This is a genomic window from Streptomyces sp. NPDC085946 (assembly GCF_044540485.1).
GTDB lineage: Bacteria > Actinomycetota > Actinomycetes > Streptomycetales > Streptomycetaceae > Streptomyces.
The window spans coordinates 228,583-250,254 of sequence record NZ_JBITSF010000011.1 but is presented as its reverse complement, the minus strand read 5'-3'; the positions used below and the strand labels follow the sequence as shown (position 1 = coordinate 250,254).

The window sequence follows — 21,672 nt, the reverse complement described above, 5'->3', positions numbered from 1 at the left end:
ATGTGCCGCTCAGGTGCTCGCGCACATCCATGAAATCAGAGCGAGTAGAAAAGTGCAACGACTCTACTTGGCGACTGATTCGACTATCGAGTACGATGCGGTCATGACCGTGCCCTCTGTCAGCCGCCGCGACCGCAAGAAGGCGGCCACCCGGCAGGCGATCGCCGACGCCGCACTGCGACTCTTCCTGGAGCGCGGCTACGACCAAGTGAGCATCCGTGACGTCGCCGACGCCGCCGACGTGTCGACCGCCACGGTGTTCAAGCACTTCAGCGGCAAGGAAGCGCTGGTGTTCGACCAGGACGACGACCGGGAGTCACAGCTGATCGCTGCGGTGCGGCAGCGCCGCTCCGATCAGAGCATCCTCGACGCCCTTCGACAGCACGTCCTGGACACCTGGCCGTCGATCGAGGCACATCCTCAGGCGACCGACTTCATCAACCTGGTGAACTCCACGCCGGTGCTGCGCGCCTACGCCGAACGCATGTGGACCCGGTACACCGACAGCCTCAGCGCAGTCATCGCCGACGAGTTCGGCGTGGAGCACGACAACCTCGCGTGTGTGGCTCTTGCCCGATTCGTACTCGACATCCCGGTGCTCGCCCGCGGCCGGCAGGACCGCCGGGCCGCCATCGAGGCAGTCTTCGACATCCTCACCCACGGCTGGGAGCCGCCGAGCAAGCCGCCCGCGCCGTAGCACCTGGACCGTTTCCTGGGCCCGTCCTCGACCGGCCTCGGCCTGCCCCACTACACGTATCGGTCGCGCTCACCCCCCTGCCTGGCGACCAGACCTGACACCCCGTCATTCCAAAACGGCAAGCACCTCACTCTGATCCCGGTCCTCAGGCTGTTCGGCGCAGGTGGTGGCGACCCGGCGCACCGGACACTGTCAGAGCGGGGTGATATCTATGCCGCATGAATATCGATCAGGCCGACCCTGCTGAGCTTGCGGTGCTTCGAGCGGCGTTCGACGTCGACGACGGTGGTGAGTCGGCTCTCGGCTGGGAGGCGGTCCGCGCCTTCGAGGCGGACCACGGGATCGTGCTGCCTGAGCCGTATCGAACCTTCGTCGCTGAGATAACGGACGGTTCGTACTCCGGCCCACCAGAGTACGGACTGCTGCCGGTGGCGGAACTGCCGGACGACTGGGGCGATGACGAGCAGGATCGTGACCTGAGTAAGCCGTTTCCGCTGACGGAGGCGTGGATGTGGGAGGAGGACCCGGACCCGTCCGAGGATTCCGACGAGGTTCTCGACCGGGTCTACAACCATGGCTCGATCGTGCTGGGCACTGATGGGTGCGCGATGAACTGGCACCTCGTCGTCACCGGCCCTCACCGAGGGCATGTCTGGCTCATCACCGACGTCGGCGCCGTTCCGTTCGGAGCGCAGTTCGGCTTCACCACTGGAGAACCTGGCTTCGCTGGTTGGGTCCGGCACTGGGCGTCGAACAAGCCCTGGCACGACCACGAGTTCGAGGGAGCGTAGGCCGGCGCCGCAGACCCGGCGGTGTGACAGCTGCTCGTCATCACGGCCCGTCCGTCCCGCCTGGCAGCCGAGTCCGGTCACGTCAGGTGCGGAAGCGGGGGAGCCAGGTGCACCTTCTACCAGATCCTCGGCACCGTCCGGGATCTGCTGGACTGCCGGCTGGCACCTGCACCACCTGACGCCCCTCTCCGCCCGCAACCTCCACCGTCGCCTGGAACACAGGACCCGGGCCGGATTGACCAAGTCCCACCAGCAGGTGAAGCAGGCCGCCCGCCGTGCCGGGTGCCGTCTCAAACAGGCAGCTCTGTCCGGAACACCGTCGTCGCCGTACCGCAGATCGAGACGAGGAGTTCGCCGTCGGCTGCTGTCTCGACGCGGACCTGCACGTCTCCGGGACGTCCCATGGCTGCTCCCTGTCGCCCGGTGAAGGACAAGCGGCCGTCCGGGGCGGGAGTCGCGCTGTATCGGAGCAGGTACGCCCCGAGGGGACCGTGCCCGTTGCCTGTCACGGGGTCCTCGAGGATTCCGATCGCTGGGGCGAACATGCGGGACCAGGTCAGCAAGTGTTCCTCGCCGGTGGTGCGGGTGAAGACGAAGAAGCCGTTGGTGTCGAGGTCGTGGCTGAGGGCCGTCAAAGCGGCCGGATCCGGACGCAGCGCGTCCACTGCGGCGCGGTCACGCAGTTCGACCAGGACTTTGGCGTGTCCCGTCGAGACGATCTGGACCGGGCCGTGGTCCGACAGAGCCCGGGGAGCAGTGCCCAGGGCCCGCAGCAGCCGGCTGATCCGGGGGCCGTCCAGTTCGGGGCCGAAGACGGCCGCCCCCTGGTGCATGCCGATCCGGACTCGGTCGCCGTCACAGTGGAGCTGAACGCGCTGCACCAGTCCGGTGCCGGTCTTCTGCCTCAGTGAGCCGGAGGGAAGGCCGTATTCGGCGGCTCGGGCGAAGTGGGCGGCCACGGTGGCGTGTCCGCAGGTGGGGACCTCGGTCGTGGGCGTGAAGAACCGGACTCGTATGTCGTGGTCGGTGCCGTCGGCGGGCAGGACGAAGGCCGTCTCGGAGTTGTTCAGTTCCCGTGCGACGGCCTGCATCTGATGAGTCGTCAGCCCGTCGGCCGTCAGCACCACCCCGGCGGGGTTACCGCTGAAGGGGGTCTCGGTGAACGCGTCGACCTGGTAGAGGACTCTCACCGGTCCTCCGTTTCGCAGGCAGTGGTGACGGCGGGGAAGCGGCAGCCGCGGTTGTCGCCGGCTGCGGCGCTTTCCGCGAGCCGGACCAGGGTGCGTACCGCGCAGCCGGTACCGCCGCTGGGGGTGTGGCCGTGGGGCGGTCCCTGGTTGAAGGCCGGGCCGGCGATGTCCAGGTGCGCCCAGGGAACGCCTGCTGGTATGAACTCCCGCAGGAACAGGCCGGCCACCAGGCCGCCGCCCATCCGCTCACCGTAATTGCTGATGTCGGCCACCCGTGAGTCCAGACTCGGGCGCAGCTCCGGTGGCAGAGGCATCGGCCACGCCTGCTCGCCGGCTTCTCCGGCGGCGGCCAGCACTCGGTCGCGGAAGGCGTTGTCGTCGGCCATCACCGCGAAGACGTGATCGCCGAGGCCGAATCGTGTGGCTGCCGTCAGGGTGGCCACGTCCACGATCGCGTCCGGCTGCTCCTCACCGGCCCGGACGAGGGCGTCGGCCAGCACCAGGCGTCCCTCCGCATCGGTGTTGAGCACCTCGACGGTCCGGCCGCCGTACATCCGCAGCACGTCACCGGGGCGCAGTGCGGAGCCGGACGGCATGTTCTCGGCCAGCGCGAGCCAGCCGGTGACGTTGACGGGGAGGTCGAGCCGGGCGACGACGAGGACCGCGGCGAACACGGCCGCCGCACCAGCCATGTCGCGCTTCATGATCTCGTTGGCACCGACGGGCTTGAGCGAGATGCCGCCCGAGTCGTAGGTGATGCCTTTGCCGACGAAGGCCAGAGTCGACGTGGCCCCGGGGTGGGTGTGCGCGATCCGCACCAGCCGCGGTGGCCGGACCGAACCCTGGCCGACGCCGAGGATGCCGCCGTAACCTCCTGCGGCGAGCGCCCCCTCGTCGAGCACCTGGACGACCGGTCCGTGCTCTTGGCCCGCTGCGGCCACGGCGGCGGCGAAGCTGGCGGGATAAAGGTCGTTGGCGGGGGTGTTGACGAGGTCACGGGCCCGGTTGACTTCCTGTGCCAGTACCTGGGCACGCCGTACGGCACTCTCCGCGGGCGTTCGGACCTCGTGGTCCACGAGGACCGTCGCCTCGCGCACCGGCAGCGTCCGGGCAGTGGTCCGGTAGGCGGTGAAGGCGTAGGCCCCGAGCAGGGCGCCCAGGGCCACCGCCTCAACCGCCTCGCTGGTCCCGGCCGGCAGCGCCAGGGCAACCGTGTCCGCGCCGGCCAGGGTGCGCACGGCCACTCCAGCGGCCCGGCGCAGTGCCTCGACACCGTGACCGTCGCCCTCGTCGGGTCCGAGGCCGACGGCGAGGACCGCACCGGCCCTGATGCCTGCAGGCGCGGGCAGCCTGAGCACCTCGCCCCGGGCTCCCGTCGCCCCGAGACCGGTGAGGAGCCGGAGCAGCCCGTCCGCGAACGCTTCGTGTGTCCCCGCCCCGGGCACCGGCACGGGCCCCTCGGTGCCCTGGGCGACGCCGATCACGACCCAGTCCACAGGTGCCGATGCGGCGGACACGGTGGTCACCTTCAGCGTTGTCACTGTCGAACGTCCCTTTCCTGCAGAGGGAGATGGTGTGCCGAGCAGGCGTCGGCGGTTGTCGCGGGCGCCGGTGCCGCCGCCCGTGCCCGCCGACGGATCATGCTGACCCCGGCCAGCACGACTGTCATTCCGAGGGCGATCCGAAGGCCGAAGTCCTCGTGGAGCACGACGACGCCCAACGCCATCGAGACCACCGGAAGGAGGTAGCCGACGGCGGCCGTGCTGGTGGCGCCTTCGGCGGCTATGTTCCGGTAGGTCAAGTGGAAGGTGAGGCCGGTGGCGACGACACCCAGGATCACCACGGCTGTCAACTGCGTCGGCGTGATCTCGATCGGTGTCAGACCTCCCGCCGGCAGGGTCACCGCGGTGAGGACCGTCGCTGCGAGAAGCTGCGCCGCGGACAGCGAAATGGTCGGGATTCCCCTGCCGACCAGGCAGCGGCTCATGAACGTGAAGCCGACCGCGTAACTGGCCGCCGCGACGAGGATGGCCAGAGCTCCCCACCCGCCCGGCTGCGCCGCCCGCCACGGCGCGAAGATCAGCACCACTCCGGCAAATCCGAGGAGGAGCCCACCCAGCCGGTACGGCGGCAGAGCACGCTCGGACCCGACGACCGCGCCGATCAACAGCGACCACAGGGGGGTCGTCGCGTTCAGCACGCCGGCGACACCCGAGTCGATGCCCTGCTGGCCGACGCTGAACATGGCGAACGGCAACGCGTTGCAGAAGAAGGCCGCCACGACGACACGTCCCCAGATCGACAGGCCGCGAGGCAGCCCGCGGCCGGAACCCAGACAGGCAGCCAGCAAGGTGACCGATCCGAGCACGCACCGGCTGAAGGTCACCTGCACCGGCGTCAGCGCGTCCAGGGCCACCTCGATCCAGAGGAAGGTCGAACCCCACAGCAGGGCGAGCACGCCGATCCGCGCCCCCGACCGGCTCCTGTCCATGCCACCGCCCACCGTCATCTCCTTCATTCGCCCGAATGAACGGTGCCGCACCTTTCCTTGAAGGACAAGAAAAAAGTTCTGCACGACTATTAAGCTGTGCTACATGCTGGATGTGAGACGCATGCAGGTGCTGCGCGCCGTCGTCAACAGTGGCTCGGTGACCGCGGCGGCCGCCCACCTCGGCTACACGCCCTCCGCCATCAGCCAACAGGTGACGGCGTTGGAGAAGGAGACCGGGCTGGTGCTGCTGGAACGGGCCGGGCGGGGCGTGGCCCCCACGGAGGCCGGGCTGCTGCTCACTCGATACGCGGCTGTCATCAGCGAGCACCTCGCCGAGGCCGAGACCGCGCTTGCCGATCTGCGCGCGGGGCGCACCGGCCGGCTGGCCCTGCGCTACTTCGCGTCGGTCGGCCCGACCCTGCTGGCGCCGGCCCTGGCCCGAGTCCGCCGCGAGCACCCGAGGGTCGCAATCGACCCCAGATTGGCCGATCCCGACGATGCGCTGTCAGAGGTGGGCCGGGGCGACGCCGACCTGGCCGTCGTCGTCCGACGGCCGGACGAGGCACATCAAGAAGGCATCCGTGTGGTGCATCTGCTCGACGACGCCTATCAGGCGGTGCTGCCCAGTGGACATCCGCTCGCCGCCGGCCGCGTGGTCGATCTGGCCGATCTCGCCGGCGAGCCCTGGGTGGGCAGTGAGCCTCCCGGCCCCTGCCTCACCCCCATCCTCGACGCCTGCGCCGCAGCAGGCTTCAGCCCGGACTTCGTGGCGAAATCCGAGGACTACGCCACCGCCCAGGGATTCGTCGCCGCCGGCCTCGGCGTCAGCCTCATTCCGCGCCTGGGACTGAGCGCCCGCCACCCGGGCGTCATCATCCGTCAGGTGCGGCATCCCGAACCGGTCAGGACGATCCACGCCGTCATCCGGGCGGGCTCTTCGCAACAGCCCGCACTGCGCACCCTGCTCGAAGCCCTCAAGGACTCGACACGGCAATACTGAACTCGGACGGGTGATCCGGCAGTTCCAAGACGGTAATCGTGAGATCGACGAAGTCGGCGCCGGGACCGGTGAGCGGCGCCACCCCGTCCGGATCGTCGATCCGGTAGGACTCGGCGGACGCGCGGCGGATACGCCAGTGCCGGCGCGCCTGCCGCATCGCGATGGCCGCCAGCCAGGACCGCAGCGCCTCCGGATCGCGCAGCGCCCGCAGGTCGCGAACCGTCTCCAGCATGACGTCCTGCACCAGGTCGTCGGTGTCGGCGGGAGATTCCAGGGCGCGGCCGACGATGTGTAGGTCGGCGGCAGATACCCGGCCACGAGCGTGTCGAGCGCCTGCTGGTCCCCGGTCCGCGCCGCCCGTACCACGGCGGCAGCCGGATGCACGGAATCGTGGTGAGGCCCGTGTTGTGGAGCGTGCGAAAAGTCGTTCGTGGTGTGTAGGTGGAGCTCCAGGCGCGCCGGGGATGACAGAAAGCGGAGCCGCACTTTCGGTACCGCTCGGGGTTGATTCTTCACCGGCGGCCGTCGACGAGCAGGTTCGCAGCAGCCGGTGCTGCGGCTTCCGCCAGGGCCGCTGCGCCGACCAGGCCGGAATCGGGACCCAGTTCGGCCGGGACGGCACGCAGATGACGCAGGAACGGCATCGCCGCGTAGCGTCGCAGGTGATGGTTGAGCGGAGAGAAGAGCACATCGCCTGCTTGGGCGACGCCACCGCCGACCACGGCGATGTCGATCTCGACCAGTGCGGCCGCGGCGGCGATACCGGCCGCCAGGGCGCGGGCCGCACGGTCGAAGGCGGCGACGGCGGCCGTGTCACCGGCGCGGGCTGCTGCCGCGACCGCCGATGCGTCCGCCGTCGCGGGCGGCCGCCAGCCAAGGGAAAGAGCGTGCCGGGTGATGGCCGTACCGCTGGCGATGCCTTCCAGGCAGCCCTTCGCACCGCAGGGGCAGGGCTCGCCGTCGAAGTCGACACTGATGTGGCCGAGATGACCGGCGTTGCCGGTGATGCCGTGGCGCACTTGGCCGTCGAGGATCAGACCGGCGCCCACGCCCGTGGACACCACCAGGCACAGTGCGTCCTCGTGGCCGCGTGCGGCACCGTGGCGGTGCTCGGCCGCGGCCATCGCCATCGCGTCGCCCGCCAGCACGACGGGCCTGTGCGCCAGCGCCGGGTGCGCGCTGGCGGATGCGACGAGCGGGAAGTCGCGCCAGGCGGGGATGTTGACGGGGCTGACGGATCCGTGCGCCAGGTCGACCGGGCCGGCGCTGCCGATGCCCAGTGCGCGGACGTCGTCCCACGGCGGGGCGGCGGCCAGGGCGTCCACCACCTGGTACACGGCGTCGAGGAGTGTGTCCGCGGATTCCTGCGCCGGGGTGGTGCGGCGCACGTGGTGGACGAGGGCGCCGTCCGCGGTGACGAGCGCACCCGCGATCTTGGTCCCCCCTATGTCGAGGGCGGCTATCAGGACATCGCCCGGGGCCGGGACGGCGAGTTGCTGACTACTCACAGTGATGACTCTCTGAAGGGGGAAGCGCACAGCCGGGTCAGGACACCGTCACATAGGAGCATGCGTATGACAACGATGTCTACAGCCGTGCACATCTCCGCCGAAGAAGGTCTTCAGGTCGGGTCGCATTTAGTCATGGTTTAGTAAAAGCGCAGTTCAGGGCCCCGGAAGTCAACAGAATCGATCTAGACCGGTCTATGGACATTGCTGCGAAGTTACGTCTACGTTGAGCGCTCATCAGACCGGGGTCCCGAGAGCCGACACGGCGTTTCCCTCGGTCCGGTGTCGATGGTTCGCGATGAGAGGTGGCGGGGATGCGGAGAAATTGGGTGGCTCTTGTGGCTGCGACCACGGTGGTGGCGACAGCCTGTAGCGGCCAGGGAAGTGACGGGCGTGGCGAAATCGCCGCTCCGCCGAGTGACCCGGCGAAGGTGTCGGGCGAGATCACGGTGCTGACCAACAGGACGGACCAGATATCCGACGGCACGCTGGAGAAGTACGCCGCGGAGTTCCGCAAGGTGTACCCGGGCGTGAAGGTCAAGTTCGAGGGTCTGACCGACTACGAGGGCGAGACCAAGATCCGGATGAACACCGAGAACTACGGTGACGTCCTGCTGATCCCCAACTCCCTCTCCCTCGAGCAGTACCCCACCTTCTTCGCCCCGCTGGGCAAGGCCGGCGAACTGTCGGCGAAGTTCGACTACACCGACCACGCCACCGTGGACGGCCAGGTCTACGGCCTGGCCAACATCGGCGTGGCCAACGGATTCGTCTACAACAAGGCGGTCTGGGCGAAGGCCGGCATCACCGACTGGCCCGCCACGCCGGAGGAGTTCGTCGCGGACCTGGAGACGGTCAAGGCGAGGACCGGCGCCGTCCCGTACTACACGAACTACAAGGACGGCTGGCCGCTGACCAACTGGACGAACGCCATCGGTTCTCCCGAGTGCGACCCCGGCGCCTACGACGCGCTGGCGACGACCGGGAAGCCCTGGACCGAGGGGTCGGACCTCTACACGATCGACAAGCTGCTCTACACGATCGTCGACAGGAAGCTGGCCGAACCCGACCCCACCACGACCAACTGGGAAGACTCCAAGGCGCAGATCGGGACCGGCAAGGTCGCCTCGATGTGGCTCGGTTCCTGGGCGATCTCCCAGATGCGCGCCGCGGCGGAGGCGGCCGGCGAGAACCCCGACGACATCGGCTTCATGCCGTTCCCCGCGCAGAAGGACGGAAAGTTCTGCTCCGTCCTGCGCCCCGACTACCAGTACGCGGTCAACGTCCACTCCGGCAAGAAGGCCGCCGCCCGCGCGTGGATCGACTGGTACATCACCAAGTCCGGCCAGGCCGCGGCCGAAGGATCCATCTCCTCCGTGAAGGGCGCCCCGCTGCCCGACACGCTGAAGGCGTTCGAAGACAACGATGTCACCACGATCCCGCAGCACCAGAAGAACCGTGCCGAGGTCAACGAGATCGACAAGGCGTCGGAGATCGGGATCACCGCCCAGGACTACCGGCAGAAGCTGGTCGACGTCGCCCGCGGTGCGGCCAACGGTGACATGGACAGCTACTTCGACGAGCTGAACGGGAAGTGGTCCGAGGCCCAGCAGACCCTCGGCGGCTGACCGCACCACGGCACGGCGAGAACGCCCGGAGAACCCGCCCCGTGCGCACCGGAACTCCACGTGACCCGTCGCTCGCCGTGCCGTCGCCGCTCAGTACGCCCGACCGGGAACCCACCACGAGGAACCACGAGATGACCGCTGTCCAGAAGACCCGCGCCCCGGCGGACGCCGTCGGCCGGCGCAGTGCTCCGCCTCCCGAGTCCGGCGCCGGCCGGCCACGCACCGGCAGGCGCCGCCGTGTCGCCGTCCTGACCCCCTGGCTCTTCCTGGCCGCGCCCCTGACGCTGCTGGTGATGTTCACCTACCTCCCGGTGGCCGACATGATCGGCTACAGCTTCACCGACTGGGACGGCGTCAGCCCCACACGCTCCTACGTGGGCGCGGAGAACTACACCGACCTGATCACGCAGCCCGCCCGGTTCGAGGTGTTCCTCGTCAGCGGCGTCTACCTGGCGGCCTCCGTCGTGCAGATCGCGCTCGCCCTGTACTTCGCGACGGTCCTCAGCTTCGACACCCGGTTCCGCAACCTGTTCAAGGGCCTGCTGTTCTTCCCCTACTTGATCAACGGGGTGGCCGTCGGATTCGTGTTCCTGTACTTCTTCCAGCCCGACGGCACCCTCGACACACTGCTGCGCCTGATCGGCGTGGACGGCAAGCACCTGTGGCTGGGCGACCCGGACCTGGCCAACCCCTCACTCGCCGGGGTGTCGGTGTGGCGCTTCATGGGGCTGAACATGGTCCTGTTCCTCGGCGCCATCCAGTCGATCCCGCCGCACCTGTACGAGGCGGCGCAGCTGGACGGAGCCAACCGCTGGCAGCAGTTCCGGCACATCATCGCGCCCAGCATCAAGCCCATCATCAGCCTGAGCTTCATCCTCGCCGTGTCCGGCTCACTGGCCGTCTTCGAGATCCCCTACATCATGACCGGCGGCGCCAACGGCACGGAGACGTTCGTCATCCAGACGGTCAAACTCGCCTTCCAGTTCGACAAGGTCGGCCTGGCCTCGGCCTCGGCCGTCGTCCTGCTGGTCCTCATCCTGCTGATCACCTGGGTCCAGCGCCGGCTGCTCCCCGAGGAGAGGGTGGAACTCTCGTGACCACCGGCACCACCGTCCCCGCCGCCCGGCGTCCGGGCCGCGGTCGCAGCGCCCTGTCCCGGACCGCCGTCGCCCTGAAGTACCTGTCCCTGCTGATGGCGTCGGCCGTGGTCCTCGTGCCTCTCGGTGTCGTTGTGCTGACCTCGCTGAAAACGCGGTCGGAGATAGTGAACGACGGCCCGCTGTCGCCGCCCGGTGACTGGTTCAACCTCGCCAACTACGCCACCGCCTTCGAACAGGGCGCGATGCCGGCAGCGTTCGGCAACACGGCGCTGATCCTGGTGGTCTCCACCGCCGGGACCGTACTGATCGGCTCGATGACCGCCTATGCCATCGACCGTTTCCGGTTCCGTCTCAAGAAGCTGGTGATGGGCCTCTTCCTGCTGGCCGCGCTGGTCCCCGGCGTGACGACACAGGTCGCCACCTTCCAGGTGATCGACGATCTGGGCGCCTTCAACACCCGCTGGGCGCCCATCCTGCTCTACACCGGCACCGACATCGTCTCGATCTACATCTTCCTGCAGTTCATCCGGTCGATCCCCACCTCGGTGGACGAGGCCGCGCGCATCGACGGTGCCAACTCCTGGACGATCTACCGGAAGATCATCTTTCCGATGCTGCGGCCGGCCATCGCCACCGTCGTCATCGTCAAGGGCATCGCCGTCTACAACGACTTCTACGTGCCCTTCCTCTACATGCCCGACCCCGAACTCGGCACCATCTCCACCGCCCTGTTCCGGTTCAAGGGCCCCTTCGGCGCCCAGTGGGAGACCATCTCCGCCGGCGCGATCCTGGTGATCGTGCCCACCTTGATCGTCTTCCTGGCGTTGCAGCGCTTCATCTACAGCGGCTTCGCGGCCGGTGCCCACAAGTGATCCGCCCGCCCGCCGCGCCCCGCACCACGTCTCACGAGGAGTCCCGCATGAAGGTCCGCACCCCGCTCTCCCAGGGCTGGACGCTGCGCCTGAACACCGACCGCCACACTCCCGGGCAAGCGCCCCCGGGGCTGGCCGGGACCGCTGTGCCGGCGCAGGTGCCCGGCTGCGTCCACACCGACCTGATGGCGGCGGGCCTGCTGACCGACCCGTACCTCGACCGCAACGAGGACGAGGTCGCGTGGGTGGGCCGCGCCGACTGGACGTACACGACCGAACTGCCCCGGCGGGACGGTGCCTTCGAACGCGCCGACCTGGTCTTCGACGGTCTGGACACGGTCGCGGCCGTGCGCGTCGGCGGCCGGCTGCTGGGCCGCACCCGCAACATGCACCGCTCCTACCGGTTCGACGTCACCGAACTGCTGGCCGACGGGCCCGCGCCGCTCGAGGTCGCCTTCACCTCCGCCTACACCGAAGCGGAGGAGGTACGAACAGCGCTGGGGGAGCGGCCCAACTCCTACCCCGAGCCGTTCAACTACATCCGCAAGATGGCCTGCTCCTTCGGCTGGGACTGGGGCCCCACCCTGGTGACGGCCGGCGTGTGGCGCCAGGCGCGGATCGAGCAGTGGTCCACCGCCCGGCTGGCCGGAGTCCGCCCCCACGTCACCGTCGCCCCCGACGGGACCGGCATCGCCGAGATCGTCGTCGACCTGGACCGCACGGCGACCGGCCAGGACCGCTCGCTGCGGTTGACGGCCGCCGTCGGTGACGCCTCCGCGGAGGTCACCGTCGCCCCCGGAGCCGGCACCGCCACGCTGACCGTCCGGGTCCCGGACGCGGCGCTGTGGTGGCCGCGCGGTTACGGTGACCAGCCGCTGTACGGCTGCACCGTCGCTCTCACCGATTCGGACGGCAGCCGGCGCCTGGACACGTGGGAGCGCCGCATCGGCTTCCGCACGATCGAGCTCGACACCTCCGCGGACGAGCACGGAAGCGCCTTCACCCTGCTCGTCAACGGCATTCCTGTCTTCGCCCGGGGCGTGAACTGGATCCCCGACGACGTCTTCCCCGCCCGTGTCACCCCCGACCGCTACCGCGCCAGGCTCACCCAGGCCGCCGAGGCGGGCGTCGACCTGGTGCGGGTGTGGGGCGGCGGGATCTACGAGGATCGGGCCTTCTACGACGTGTGCGACGAACTGGGCCTGATGGTCTGGCAGGACTTCCTGTTCGCCTGCGCCGCCTACCCGGAGGAGCAGCCGCTGCGCTCCGAGATCGAGGCCGAGGCCCGGGAGAACGTGTCCCGGCTGATGCCCCACCCGTCGCTCGTCCTGTGGAACGGCAACAACGAGAACCTCTGGGGCTTCGCCGACTGGGACTGGGAGCAGACCCTCGCCGGCGATTCCTGGGGCGAGGGCTACTACCTCGGCCTGCTGCCGCGCGTCGTCGCGCAGACGGACCCGACCCGTCCGTACTGGGCGGGCAGCCCCTGGTCGGGATCCTGGAACCACACGCCCAACGACCCCGACCACGGCACCGCGCACTCGTGGGAGGTGTGGAACCGCCGCGACTACAGCGACTACCTCGCCACGGTGCCGCGCTTCGTCGCCGAGTTCGGCTGGCAGGCGCCGCCCGCACTCGCCACGCTGGAACGAGCCCTGTCCGAACGTCCGCTGACCGCCGAGTCCCCCGGCATGCTGCACCACCAGAAGGCGGAGGACGGCAACGGCAAGCTGAACCGTGGCCTCGCCCCGCACTTCACGGAGCCCGCCGACTTCGACACCTGGCACTACCTGACCCAGCTCAACCAGGCGCGAGCCATCGCCACGGGCGTCGAGCACTGGCGCTCCCACTGGCCCCGCTGCGCGGGCACGGTCCTGTGGCAGCTCAACGACTGCTGGCCGGTCACCTCCTGGGCGGCGATCGACGGCGACGGGCGGCTCAAGCCCCTCTACTTCGAGATGCGCCGGCTCTACGCCGACCGGCTGCTGACGATCCAGGACCGCGACGGCGACCTGGTGCTCGCTGGCTGCAACCAGAGCGCGGCGACCTGGGACGCCACCGCCACCGTCCGCCGGGTCGCGGCGGACGGCACGGTGCTGGCACAGGCCGAGATCGTGCTGAAGGCGGCGGCACGGAGCGTGGCGCTGGAGCGGCTGCCGGAGTCGGTCACACGGTTCGGTGACGTACGTGAGGAGTTCCTCGTCGCCGACACGTGGGGGTCCCCCCGCTCGAGCGGAGCCGGGAGCGGGGGAGGCCTGCGTGCGGTCCACTTCGCCTGCGCAGACCGCGAGTTCGCCTACCCCGCCGCCTCCTACGACGTGCGGGTGAGTGCGGACGGCGACAACGGCGTGCTGGTCACGGCCACGGCCGACGGGCTCGTGCGGGACCTGCTGCTCCAGGCCGACCGCCTGGACGCGCACGCCCGCACCGACCACGGGCGGGTGACGCTCCTGCCCGGCGAGAGCATGACGTGGCGGGTCACCGGCTGGCCGCAGCCCGATGCGGAGGCCGCCCGCGCGGCGCTGTACAGCGTCAACGAAGGCGGAGAAGTCCGTGAATGAGGCAAGGGCACGCCGGTCGCGGCGCGTCACGATCACCGACGTGGCGGCCCGGGCCGGGGTGTCCCGCGGCGCGGTGTCCCTGGCCTTCAACAACCGCCCCGGTGTCTCCGAGGCCACGCGTGAACGCATCATGGCCGCCGTCGCCGAGCTGGGCTGGGTGCCGAACCAGGCCGCGATCAAGCTGTCCGGTTCAGTGACCGGCGCCGGGGACACCGTCGGCCTGGTCATCACCCGCCCCGCGCGCCAGCTCGGGCTCGAGCCCTTCTACATGGAGTTCATCTCCGGTGCCGAGTCCGTCCTGGAGGAGCACGGCTGCTCGCTGTTGCTCCACCTCGTACGGGACACCGACCAGGAGATCGCCGTCCACCGCCAGTGGTGGCAGTCCCGCCGGATCGCCGGCTCCATCCTGGTCGACATCCAGCAGAACGACCCCCGGATCACCGAGCTGGCGGCGATCGGCCTGCCCGCCGTGGCGGTCGGCCATCCGTCCCTGACCGGCGACTTCACCTCGGTGTGGACCGACGACGAAGCCGCGGTGCACGAGGCGGTGCGCTACCTCGCCGCCCTCGGCCACAGGCGCATCGCACGGGTGGGCGGGCATCCGGCCCTCGGCCACACCATGATCCGCACCGCCGCGCTGAACGCCGTCGTGGCGGAACTCGGGCTGGAACCGGCCCGCAGCGTCACCACCGACTACTCCGGCGAGCAGGGCGCCCGTGCCACCCGCTCGCTGCTCGCCTCCCCGAAACGGCCCACGGCGATCATCTACGACAACGACATCATGGCCGTCGCGGGACTGTCCGTGGCCGCCGAGATGGGCCTGAGCGTGCCGAGGGACGTCAGCCTGATCGCCTGGGACGACTCCCAGCTGTGCCAGCTCACGCATCCGAACCTGTCCGCCATGAGTCACGACGTCTTCGGCTTCGGCGCCGACGTCACCCGCCGACTGTTCGACGTCGTCCACCGCCGCAACCCCGCGTCGAGCCCCGCCGCGACACCCGTTCTGCTGCCCCGCGGCAGCAGCGCGCCCCCGCACGACACCACCGACTGACGGAAAGCCACCGGACCGATGGCCCGGGCCCGGCGTGCCCCCCACCCGGGTCCCCCCGCTCCGCTTCCCTCCCACTGCCTCCCCTTGAGCCGAAAGGCAGGTCCGCCGTGCCCCGAGACCGCCGAAGAACCCTCGCCTCCCTCCTCGTGGTGAGCGCCCTCGTCGTCACAGCCACCGCCTCGTCCCCCGCCACCGCCGAACCGGGCGGCGGCCGGACCGCCGACGCGTTCGTCCAGCGCGACGGGAGCACGCTGACACTCCAGGGCAAGCCGTTCCGCTTCGCCGGCACCAACCTGTACTGGCTCGGCCTGGACGAGAACGTGGGCGGCGTCGACCACCCCACCTGCTTCCGGATCGACGACGCACTGAAGACGGCCCGCGCGATGAACGCCACCGTCGTCCGCTCCCACACGCTCGGCACCTCCCTGGGCTGCCCGCAGTGCATCCAGCCGGAGGCGGGCGAGTTCAACGAGAACGCGTTCGCGCCCATCGACCACGCCATCGCCCGGGCCCGCGCCTACGGCCTGAGGCTGATCGTCCCGCTCACCGACCAGTGGGACTACTACCACGGCGGCTACCCCACGATGGCGAAGTGGCTCGGCATGAGGGAACCGAAGGACTTCTACACCGATCCCCGGGCCAAGGCCGCCTACAAGGACTACGTCCGGCACGTGCTCGACCACGTCAACCCGTACACCGGTCTCGCCTACAAGGACGACCCCACGATCATGTCGTGGGAGCTGGGCAACGAACTGAACGACATGACCCGCGACTGGATCGACTCGATCACCGCCACGGACTGATCCCACCCGTCCTGCCGGACACCGCTTTCCTGAGCCCCGCCCGGCACGGGCCCGCGGCCCTCGGTCGCCGAGGGCGGCCCCTGCCACGTCTGAAGGAGAGACCCATGACCGCGATCGCCGAGCTGGCCCCCGTCGTACGCACCTACTCCTGGGGGTCACGCACCGCGATCCCCGCCCTGCTCGGACAGCAGCCCGACGGGGAACCCCGAGCCGAGTTGTGGTTCGGCGCTCACCACGCCGCTCCGTCGCCGCTCACAAGCAGGCCCGGAACCCCGGACCTGGCGGCCGCGATCGCCGCCGACCCCGCCGGCGAACTGGGCGAGGCGAGCCTCGCGGCCCACGGGCCGCACCTGCCCTTCCTGCTCAAACTGCTGGCCGCCGCCCGGGCACTCTCGGTCCAGGTACATCCCACGCGCGAGCAGGCACAGGCCGGCCACGACCGCGAGGACGCGGCCGGAATACCGGTCGACGCCCCCCACCGCACCTTCAAGGACCGCAACCACAAGCCGGAGCTGCTGTGCGCGCTGGGGCCTTTCGAGGCACTCTGCGGCTTCCGAGAGCCGGCCCGTACAGCCGATCTGCTCGACGCTCTTTCCGTGCCCGGACTCGAAGGGTGGGCGGCCGCGCTGCGCTCCCGCCCGCACGGGGACTCCCTCGGGTACACGCTCCAGGCGGCCCTGACCGCGCCGCCGCGTCTGGTGCGCGCCGTCTCCGGCGCCCTGTCCGCGCTTGCCGCGTCGCCCGGCCCGTGGAGCTCGGCCGCCGCCGCGTACGCCACCGTGGCCGACGACTTCCCCGACGATCCCGGCCTGCTCGCGGCACTGCTGCTCAACCATGTCACCCTCGACGCAGGGGAAGCCCTGTACCTGGCGGCGGGAGTGCCGCACGCCTATCTGCGGGGGACAGGTGTGGAGATCATGGCCAACTCCGACAACGTGCTGCGCTGCGGCCTGACCGACAAACACGTCGACACGGCACTCCTGAGGGAGATCGTCGACCTGACCGTGACGCGCCCCTCGGTCATACGCGCCTCACCGACGGGAGTGAGGGGGGAGGCGCACTATGCCTCTCCGGCGGCGGAGTTCGCTCTGTCCCGCGTCGAAGTGGGTGCCGAGGCCGTGTGCCTGACCGACGCCGGGCCTCAGGTGCTGCTCTGCCTCACCGGCGAAGCGCTGCTGGAAGCAGGCCCCGCTCTTGCCGCGGGTGCTGCCGCGTTCGTCCCGGCCGGCTCGCCCTGTGCGGTGTCCGGTGCGGGAACGGTGCTCTACCGGGCTCGGGTGCCCCTGGGCGGTGTCTCGTGAGGCTCGCGACCCGGGTCTGGGGCGAAGGCCCTCGCACAGCTGTCCTGGTGCACGGCATCATGTCGGACTCGCGCGGCTGGAGTCGTGTCGCCCCGGCGATCGCCGAGCACGGTTACCGGGTCGTCGCCGTGGATCTGCCGGGCCACGGAGCCAGCGGGCCCGCGCCGGTCTACACACCCACCGCACTCGCCGCCGACCTGCTCGACACCTTGCCCGCGGCGCCCGACCTCGCCATCGGCCACTCACTGGGCTCGGCCGTACTGCTGCTCGCCGTACCGCGACTGCGCTGCGCCCGCGCCGTCCACTGCGACCCCGCCTGGGTGCCCCGGAACCGGGACCTGGACAGCCTGCGCGCCGGCAAACACGCCACCTGGCGGGAACTGCGTGCCGCCCATCCCCGCTGGCACGACGACGACATCACCGCCGAGCGGCAGGCGCTCGCCACCTGGGACCCCGCGTCCGTCACCGTGCTCCAGCACCTGCCTGGCCTGCCGGACGCCCCCGCTGTCCCCTCGCTCGTCCTGCTCGCCGGTCCCAGCGAGCGGATCTCGCCGGCACGAGCCACGGTGCTGAGCCGCCGCGGCTGGCACGTACGCACGGTGGACGGTGCCGGGCACACCGTCCACCGCGATGATCCGGCCGGGTTCCTCGGGGCGCTGCACGGCTGGCTCTGACCGGCACCGCCGGCAGACTCAGCCGCGCAGCGCTCGCGCCGGGCGTCAGGGCAGCACGACCTCACCCTGGTTCAGCACATGGGGGTGGAAGTACGCCGCCTGGATCTCGGCGTTGGTGTTGTTCCCCCGGAGCTGTTCCGACCACATCATGAACCACGCCCACCTGGTCTGACTGTTGAGCAGTGCGGCGTCCGGCACCTTGCCCATCTCCGCAAGGGCCATGGGCTTCGTCCCCGCAATGCTCTGCATCTGCTGGTAATCGGCGGAACTGGGGTGATTCTTGTACCAGACGTCCAGCGAGACGACATCCACGTACTGGTTGCCCGGGTAGTAGCCGCTCCAGCCGCCCGCCGGATTGTCCTGCACGTTCCACACCCAGATCAGATTGTCCAGCCCTTTTGTCCCGGCGAGGTGGTCACGGGTGATCTGGTAGAGGCGCGCGCTGCCGTTCGCTCCGGGACGGTTTCCCCACCAGTTCCACGATTCGTTCATTTCGTGCAGCGGCCGGAAGAGGACCGGAACGCCCGCGTTCTTCAGCTGCTGGAGGTAGGGGACGACCTCGTCGAGGCGCCGCTTCCAGGCGTTGTTCAGGGCGCTTCCCTCGGTGATGATCTGCGAGAACTGAGCGTTGGATATGTTCGACTTCACACCGCCTTCGAACGCGCAGGTGCTGCCCCCGGTCGGGGGACAGACGTGCCAGGTGAGGGTGACCAGCGAGCCGTTCGCCCACTCGGTCTTCGCCTGGTCGATCACGCGCTGGCGGTTGGCCACATCGGTGGCGTTGAACATCAGGTCTCCGCCCCACAGGCCGGGGTACTGCCCGGTCACGTCCTTGACCTGTTGCGTGTACTGCCCGGGTGCGGAAGCGGGTTCCTTGTTGTGCTGACCGGAAACGATCTGGTTCCCGGAAATAGCGCGGAGGTAGTTCAGTACATTCTGCTTGGGAGTGGGGGGAAACGCCTGCGCGGATTCCGTGGAAGGCCATACGGAGATCGACACGGCCACCGCCGCGACGGCCAGGATCCAGGTGACGCGTTGCCGGATTCTTCTCATGAGCATCCCAGCTCTCGTACTCGAACGGAATACGTGACCCTACGAAGGTGACGGCGGCATTGATGTCCGTCAACAGTCCGTGAGGTGATCCGGGGGCTGTCCGCGTTCTTTTTACTTAACGTTTCCTGAACGCCCTACCGGGTGCCTGCCTACATGTCCCTCATGCGCGTATTCCAGCTACTGAGCCCGATCGGTTCTCCAAAATGCCCTTGCCGCATTCGTCGCAGAGCCTCGGAGGAAAAACTGTTGTACGGACCCGTCTTCGCCCCGCCGGCCTCGGCCGTGATCGTGTCGATCCCCGTCGCCGCCGCACCGTCGGCGTAGAAGCGCCGGGCCGCCGCCTCCAGGAGTCGTTCCCGGGCCGGCCGCCGCCGTCCGCTACGTTCACATCGGTCCCGCTCATCACATTCCATGGTCGACCGTTCGACGGCGCATGGCTGATGGGGGCGCAGGACGAGGCCTTCACCGTGCGCGGACAGAACCCTGACTACTGCCTGCTGAACACTCATCAGTCCGCAACCCTCACGACCACGAGGAGCACGAGCAGGTCGGGCTCGAGCGGAAGGCTGATGCAGGTGTCCGTCGTCAGCCGCGCGGCGCCCCCTTGGTCACGCCATCGCCACCCTGCTCCCGTCTTCCGCACGGTGCGGCGCCGCCCTGAGCGGGCGCCGCGTGTACGGATCACGCCGGCAGCCGGCCCCGACCATGCGAGCCCGACCACGGTCACGAAGCGACGACACCGCCGGCAGCCGGGCCGATATCCCCGCCGACAACCCCTCCCACAACGGTCCGCTCCCTCCCTGCCTCGATCTGCATAGCCGCAGGTCAGCACGCGGTTTCGTCCATGGTCGGGAGCCCGACATCCCTCTTGGCGCACCCCCTTGCGACGCCCGGACCAGGAAAGAAAGTGGAAGGGACGGACGGGGCGAGGGGGAGTGTGCTGCCGGGGGATCAAGGCGGCTCGTGTCCTGCTCGCGCGTCGGCCGGAGCCATCGCGCTACGCGCCGGGCAACCCGGCGCACCGAAAGAGAGGAGTGGGCACCGGCCAGTGGGACGGGCGGTGCTGTAGCCGTCAGCCGGCGGTCTGCGCGGTGTCCTTGTCTGGTCGTGCTCCTGGTCGTAGAAGAGCGCGGGTTTCGGTTTGGCCGACGGTGAGCGGGGTGCTGTCCTCCACGAGCAGTTTCAGTGCGCCCTGGTGCTCTTCCGCCTGCGCTGTGGCGGTCCCGCCGAGTTCCTTGACCTGCTGGATGGTGCGGTCGAAGTATCCTCCGAAGCCGGTTTCCAGGGTGCTGAGGCACAGGTCCTGGTAATAGACGCGGACAACCTGCTGCTCGGCGCGCAAGGTGACGGTGAACTCCTCGTCGCGGGTTCGCTGCGCGAGTGCTTCACGGGCTCCGGGTTCCCAGGATGTCCAGTGACCGATGAACCCGAGGATCTGCTTTGGCCGGACGATGCGGGCGCAGTCGACGGCCATCTTCTGGAGGTCTTCCCACCAGGGCAGCATCAGCCGGGGGCCGCCGATCCGGTACTCGGTGCCGTCGGCGCCCCGCACACGGTGGACGGCGTCTTCGGGGTCGTCCGGGTCGTATTCGTCCTCGTCCCATTCGTCGCGGTGACACGGCGCGATGCCGACGAAGGCGTGGCATCCGAGCGGCCGGTCCGTGAGAGCCGCCAGACCGCGCAGGGCTGCGCCCAGGGACACCAGGTTGCGGTCGTACATGTAGCCGAGGTGCCGCTCGATGTCCGTGCCGCCGTGCGAGGGAGGCGCGGCCACACTGATGGCGTGGGGGTTGTAGTCGTTGTCGGGACGGGGGACGAGCTGCACGGTGACGTGCAGCCGCTCACCATCGAGGATGCCCGGCGCGTGTGTCCGGCCCTCTTTCCGTTTCTGCCGTTCGGCGTCCAGGAGTTCGCGCTGGACGAAGGCGTTGAAGGGCTTGAGGGTGTCGTCCCACAGGCCGACCCCCAGGGCGAATTTCGGCTTTCCGGCGGGGATCATGAGCATGCCCGATGCGGGGTCGACGGTTATCGCCTGCGGCGTTTTGTCCACGGAACCGGTCCCTCTCGGGCAGAGCGGTCCGTGTGGGGCGCACCGCGTTTTCTTGATCGTCGGCGAGCAGGATACCGACTGACCTGCGACGGACCGGTCAGCAGTCCTGCGCTTTGCCGACCGGCGGATCTTGTCTGGCCCGGAAGCCATGCGTGGTGATCGTGCCAGCCGGTGACGGCCTTTCTGGTTGGTCAGTGGCGTAGGAGGTCGGGGCGGCTTGTTCTGCTTGCGCGTCGGCCGGGGCCTGCGCGCTTTGCGCCGGGTGATCCCGGTGCACCGCACTGGTCTTCCGAGTCAGGAATTCTGTTCGGATAGTTGGCGAGGCGTTCGAGGATCTCGTCCGCGGTCTTGGTCCATACATAGGGCTTGGGGTCGGCGTTCCATGCGGCGATCCGGGTACGGATTTCCTTCTCCGGGGACTGGACGCTTTTGTGGACGCCTCGCCGTATCTGTTTGTTCGTCAGCTCCGCGAACCACCACTCGACCAGGTTGAGCCAGGACGATGCGACGAACAGCGCGGTGGTGCCGGCGTGCACGTCATCGTGGGTGAGGCGCTGTGGGACCCCGGGCATCATCGGCGGTACCGGCTGGGAGCGGTCCAGTGCCTGGATCTGGCTCTTCTCGTCCACGCAGAACACCAAGGCCCGCTCGGGCTGATCCAGATACAGGCCGACCACGTCGTGGACCTTGTCGACGAAGTACGGATCCGTCGACAGCAGAGCCGTCTCGGTGCGGTGGGGCTGCAGGCCGAAGGCCCGCCAGATCCGCGACACGGTCGACTACGACAGGCCCATCTCCCTCGCCATCGCCCGCGTCGACCAGTGCGTGGCGTTCTTCGACGTCGACTCCAACGTCCGCTTCACCACCGCGGCGACCTGCTCATCGGTCACCGTCCTTATCCG

Annotated in this window: 18 protein-coding genes and 2 pseudogenes; 11 read left to right on the top strand and 9 right to left on the bottom strand. The window is 69.4% G+C overall.

The features are described from left to right. The first annotated feature begins 103 nt into the window (after positions 1–103). Positions 104–697, top strand: a complete 594-nt coding sequence (locus ACIF8T_RS23265; protein ID WP_400037963.1) for a TetR/AcrR family transcriptional regulator — start codon at positions 104–106, stop codon at positions 695–697. Between the two features lie 218 nt (positions 698–915). Beyond that, on the top strand, positions 916–1,488 hold the full coding sequence (locus ACIF8T_RS23260) for an SMI1/KNR4 family protein (protein WP_400037961.1): 573 nt from the start codon (positions 916–918) through the stop codon (positions 1,486–1,488). 290 nt (positions 1,489–1,778) lie between these two features. On the opposite strand, the gene ACIF8T_RS23255 is transcribed toward ACIF8T_RS23260, so the two are convergent. From ACIF8T_RS23255 to ACIF8T_RS23245, 3 genes are read right to left on the bottom strand one after another with little or no spacing between them, the layout of a single operon-like run. Continuing rightward, on the bottom strand, positions 1,779–2,678 hold the full coding sequence (locus ACIF8T_RS23255) for a PhzF family phenazine biosynthesis isomerase (RefSeq protein ID WP_400037959.1): 900 nt from the start codon (positions 2,676–2,678) through the stop codon (positions 1,779–1,781). Beyond that, positions 2,675–4,219 (bottom strand): leucyl aminopeptidase, encoded by a 1,545-nt coding sequence (locus tag ACIF8T_RS23250; RefSeq protein ID WP_400037957.1) that lies wholly within the window; start codon positions 4,217–4,219, stop codon positions 2,675–2,677. The genes ACIF8T_RS23255 and ACIF8T_RS23250 overlap by 4 nt, the downstream gene beginning before the upstream one ends. Beyond that, a complete protein-coding gene (locus ACIF8T_RS23245; protein WP_400037955.1) occupies positions 4,216–5,196 on the bottom strand; it encodes a DMT family transporter in 981 nt (326 codons plus the stop codon). Before ACIF8T_RS23245 ends, ACIF8T_RS23250 begins: the two co-directional genes overlap by 4 nt. A 76-nt stretch (positions 5,197–5,272) precedes the next feature. On the opposite strand from ACIF8T_RS23245, the gene ACIF8T_RS23240 reads away from it, so the two are divergent. After that, positions 5,273–6,169: a LysR family transcriptional regulator gene (locus tag ACIF8T_RS23240; RefSeq protein WP_400037953.1), complete on the top strand. Its 897-nt coding sequence runs from the start codon at positions 5,273–5,275 to the stop codon at positions 6,167–6,169. On the opposite strand, the gene ACIF8T_RS23235 is transcribed toward ACIF8T_RS23240, so the two are convergent. Both ACIF8T_RS23235 and ACIF8T_RS23230 read right to left on the bottom strand, forming a co-directional pair. After that, positions 6,144–6,791, bottom strand: a complete 648-nt coding sequence (locus ACIF8T_RS23235; RefSeq protein WP_400037951.1) for an RNA polymerase sigma factor — start codon at positions 6,789–6,791, stop codon at positions 6,144–6,146. The two genes, ACIF8T_RS23240 and ACIF8T_RS23235, sit on opposite strands and share 26 nt — an antisense overlap. After that, positions 6,682–7,677: an ROK family protein gene (locus ACIF8T_RS23230; RefSeq protein ID WP_400037950.1), complete on the bottom strand. Its 996-nt coding sequence runs from the start codon at positions 7,675–7,677 to the stop codon at positions 6,682–6,684. Before ACIF8T_RS23230 ends, ACIF8T_RS23235 begins: the two co-directional genes overlap by 110 nt. Positions 7,678–7,991: 314 nt before the next feature. Here ACIF8T_RS23230 and ACIF8T_RS23225 point away from each other — a divergent pair, with 314 nt between their 5' ends. From ACIF8T_RS23225 to ACIF8T_RS23190, 8 genes are all read left to right on the top strand, one after another. Continuing rightward, complete coding sequence (locus tag ACIF8T_RS23225; RefSeq protein WP_400037948.1) at positions 7,992–9,305, top strand: ABC transporter substrate-binding protein; 1,314 nt, start codon at positions 7,992–7,994, stop codon at positions 9,303–9,305. 131 nt (positions 9,306–9,436) lie between these two features. Then, the gene (locus ACIF8T_RS23220; RefSeq protein WP_400037946.1) at positions 9,437–10,402 is read left to right on the top strand and encodes a carbohydrate ABC transporter permease; all 966 of its coding nucleotides are present in this window, start codon (positions 9,437–9,439) and stop codon (positions 10,400–10,402) included. Beyond that, on the top strand, positions 10,399–11,277 hold the full coding sequence (locus ACIF8T_RS23215) for a carbohydrate ABC transporter permease (protein ID WP_400037944.1): 879 nt from the start codon (positions 10,399–10,401) through the stop codon (positions 11,275–11,277). Before ACIF8T_RS23220 ends, ACIF8T_RS23215 begins: the two co-directional genes overlap by 4 nt. Before the next feature lie 47 nt (positions 11,278–11,324). Continuing rightward, on the top strand, positions 11,325–13,838 hold the full coding sequence (locus ACIF8T_RS23210; protein WP_400037942.1) for a glycoside hydrolase family 2 protein: 2,514 nt from the start codon (positions 11,325–11,327) through the stop codon (positions 13,836–13,838). Next, the gene (locus tag ACIF8T_RS23205) at positions 13,831–14,889 is read left to right on the top strand and encodes a LacI family DNA-binding transcriptional regulator (protein ID WP_400037940.1); all 1,059 of its coding nucleotides are present in this window, start codon (positions 13,831–13,833) and stop codon (positions 14,887–14,889) included. The genes ACIF8T_RS23210 and ACIF8T_RS23205 overlap by 8 nt, the downstream gene beginning before the upstream one ends. A gap of 107 nt (positions 14,890–14,996) precedes the next feature. Beyond that, the gene (locus ACIF8T_RS23200) at positions 14,997–15,692 is read left to right on the top strand and encodes a hypothetical protein (RefSeq protein WP_400037938.1); all 696 of its coding nucleotides are present in this window, start codon (positions 14,997–14,999) and stop codon (positions 15,690–15,692) included. A gap of 104 nt (positions 15,693–15,796) precedes the next feature. Further along, positions 15,797–16,993, top strand: coding sequence for a mannose-6-phosphate isomerase, class I (gene manA / locus ACIF8T_RS23195; RefSeq protein ID WP_400037936.1), 1,197 nt, complete (start codon positions 15,797–15,799; stop codon positions 16,991–16,993). Then, positions 16,990–17,667: an alpha/beta fold hydrolase gene (locus tag ACIF8T_RS23190; protein WP_400037934.1), complete on the top strand. Its 678-nt coding sequence runs from the start codon at positions 16,990–16,992 to the stop codon at positions 17,665–17,667. The genes manA and ACIF8T_RS23190 overlap by 4 nt, the downstream gene beginning before the upstream one ends. 45 nt (positions 17,668–17,712) lie before the next feature. Here ACIF8T_RS23190 and ACIF8T_RS23185 read toward each other — a convergent pair whose 3' ends face one another. From ACIF8T_RS23185 to ACIF8T_RS23170, 4 genes and pseudogenes are all read right to left on the bottom strand, one after another. Beyond that, entirely contained in the window at positions 17,713–18,726 is a 1,014-nt protein-coding gene (locus ACIF8T_RS23185) for a glycosyl hydrolase (RefSeq protein ID WP_400037933.1), read from the bottom strand. A gap of 221 nt (positions 18,727–18,947) precedes the next feature. Further along, a pseudogene (locus ACIF8T_RS23180) lies at positions 18,948–19,133 on the bottom strand (TetR/AcrR family transcriptional regulator); the annotation flags it as partial. Between the two features lie 659 nt (positions 19,134–19,792). After that, on the bottom strand, positions 19,793–20,770 hold the full coding sequence (locus ACIF8T_RS23175; RefSeq protein ID WP_400037931.1) for a hypothetical protein: 978 nt from the start codon (positions 20,768–20,770) through the stop codon (positions 19,793–19,795). A 290-nt stretch (positions 20,771–21,060) separates the two neighbouring features. Beyond that, positions 21,061–21,672, bottom strand: a pseudogene (locus tag ACIF8T_RS23170) (hypothetical protein); the annotation flags it as partial.

Coding starts and splice junctions, on each gene's coding strand:
- ACIF8T_RS23265 (WP_400037963.1), top strand. CDS start 104: ATGACCGTGCCCTCTGTCAGCCGCCGCGACCGCAAGAAGGCGGCCACC.
- ACIF8T_RS23260 (WP_400037961.1), top strand. CDS start 916: ATGAATATCGATCAGGCCGACCCTGCTGAGCTTGCGGTGCTTCGAGCG.
- ACIF8T_RS23245 (WP_400037955.1), bottom strand. CDS start 5,196: ATGAAGGAGATGACGGTGGGCGGTGGCATGGACAGGAGCCGGTCGGGG.
- ACIF8T_RS23240 (WP_400037953.1), top strand. CDS start 5,273: ATGCTGGATGTGAGACGCATGCAGGTGCTGCGCGCCGTCGTCAACAGT.
- ACIF8T_RS23225 (WP_400037948.1), top strand. CDS start 7,992: ATGCGGAGAAATTGGGTGGCTCTTGTGGCTGCGACCACGGTGGTGGCG.
- ACIF8T_RS23220 (WP_400037946.1), top strand. CDS start 9,437: ATGACCGCTGTCCAGAAGACCCGCGCCCCGGCGGACGCCGTCGGCCGG.
- ACIF8T_RS23210 (WP_400037942.1), top strand. CDS start 11,325: ATGAAGGTCCGCACCCCGCTCTCCCAGGGCTGGACGCTGCGCCTGAAC.
- manA (WP_400037936.1), top strand. CDS start 15,797: ATGACCGCGATCGCCGAGCTGGCCCCCGTCGTACGCACCTACTCCTGG.
- ACIF8T_RS23185 (WP_400037933.1), bottom strand. CDS start 18,726: ATGCTCATGAGAAGAATCCGGCAACGCGTCACCTGGATCCTGGCCGTC.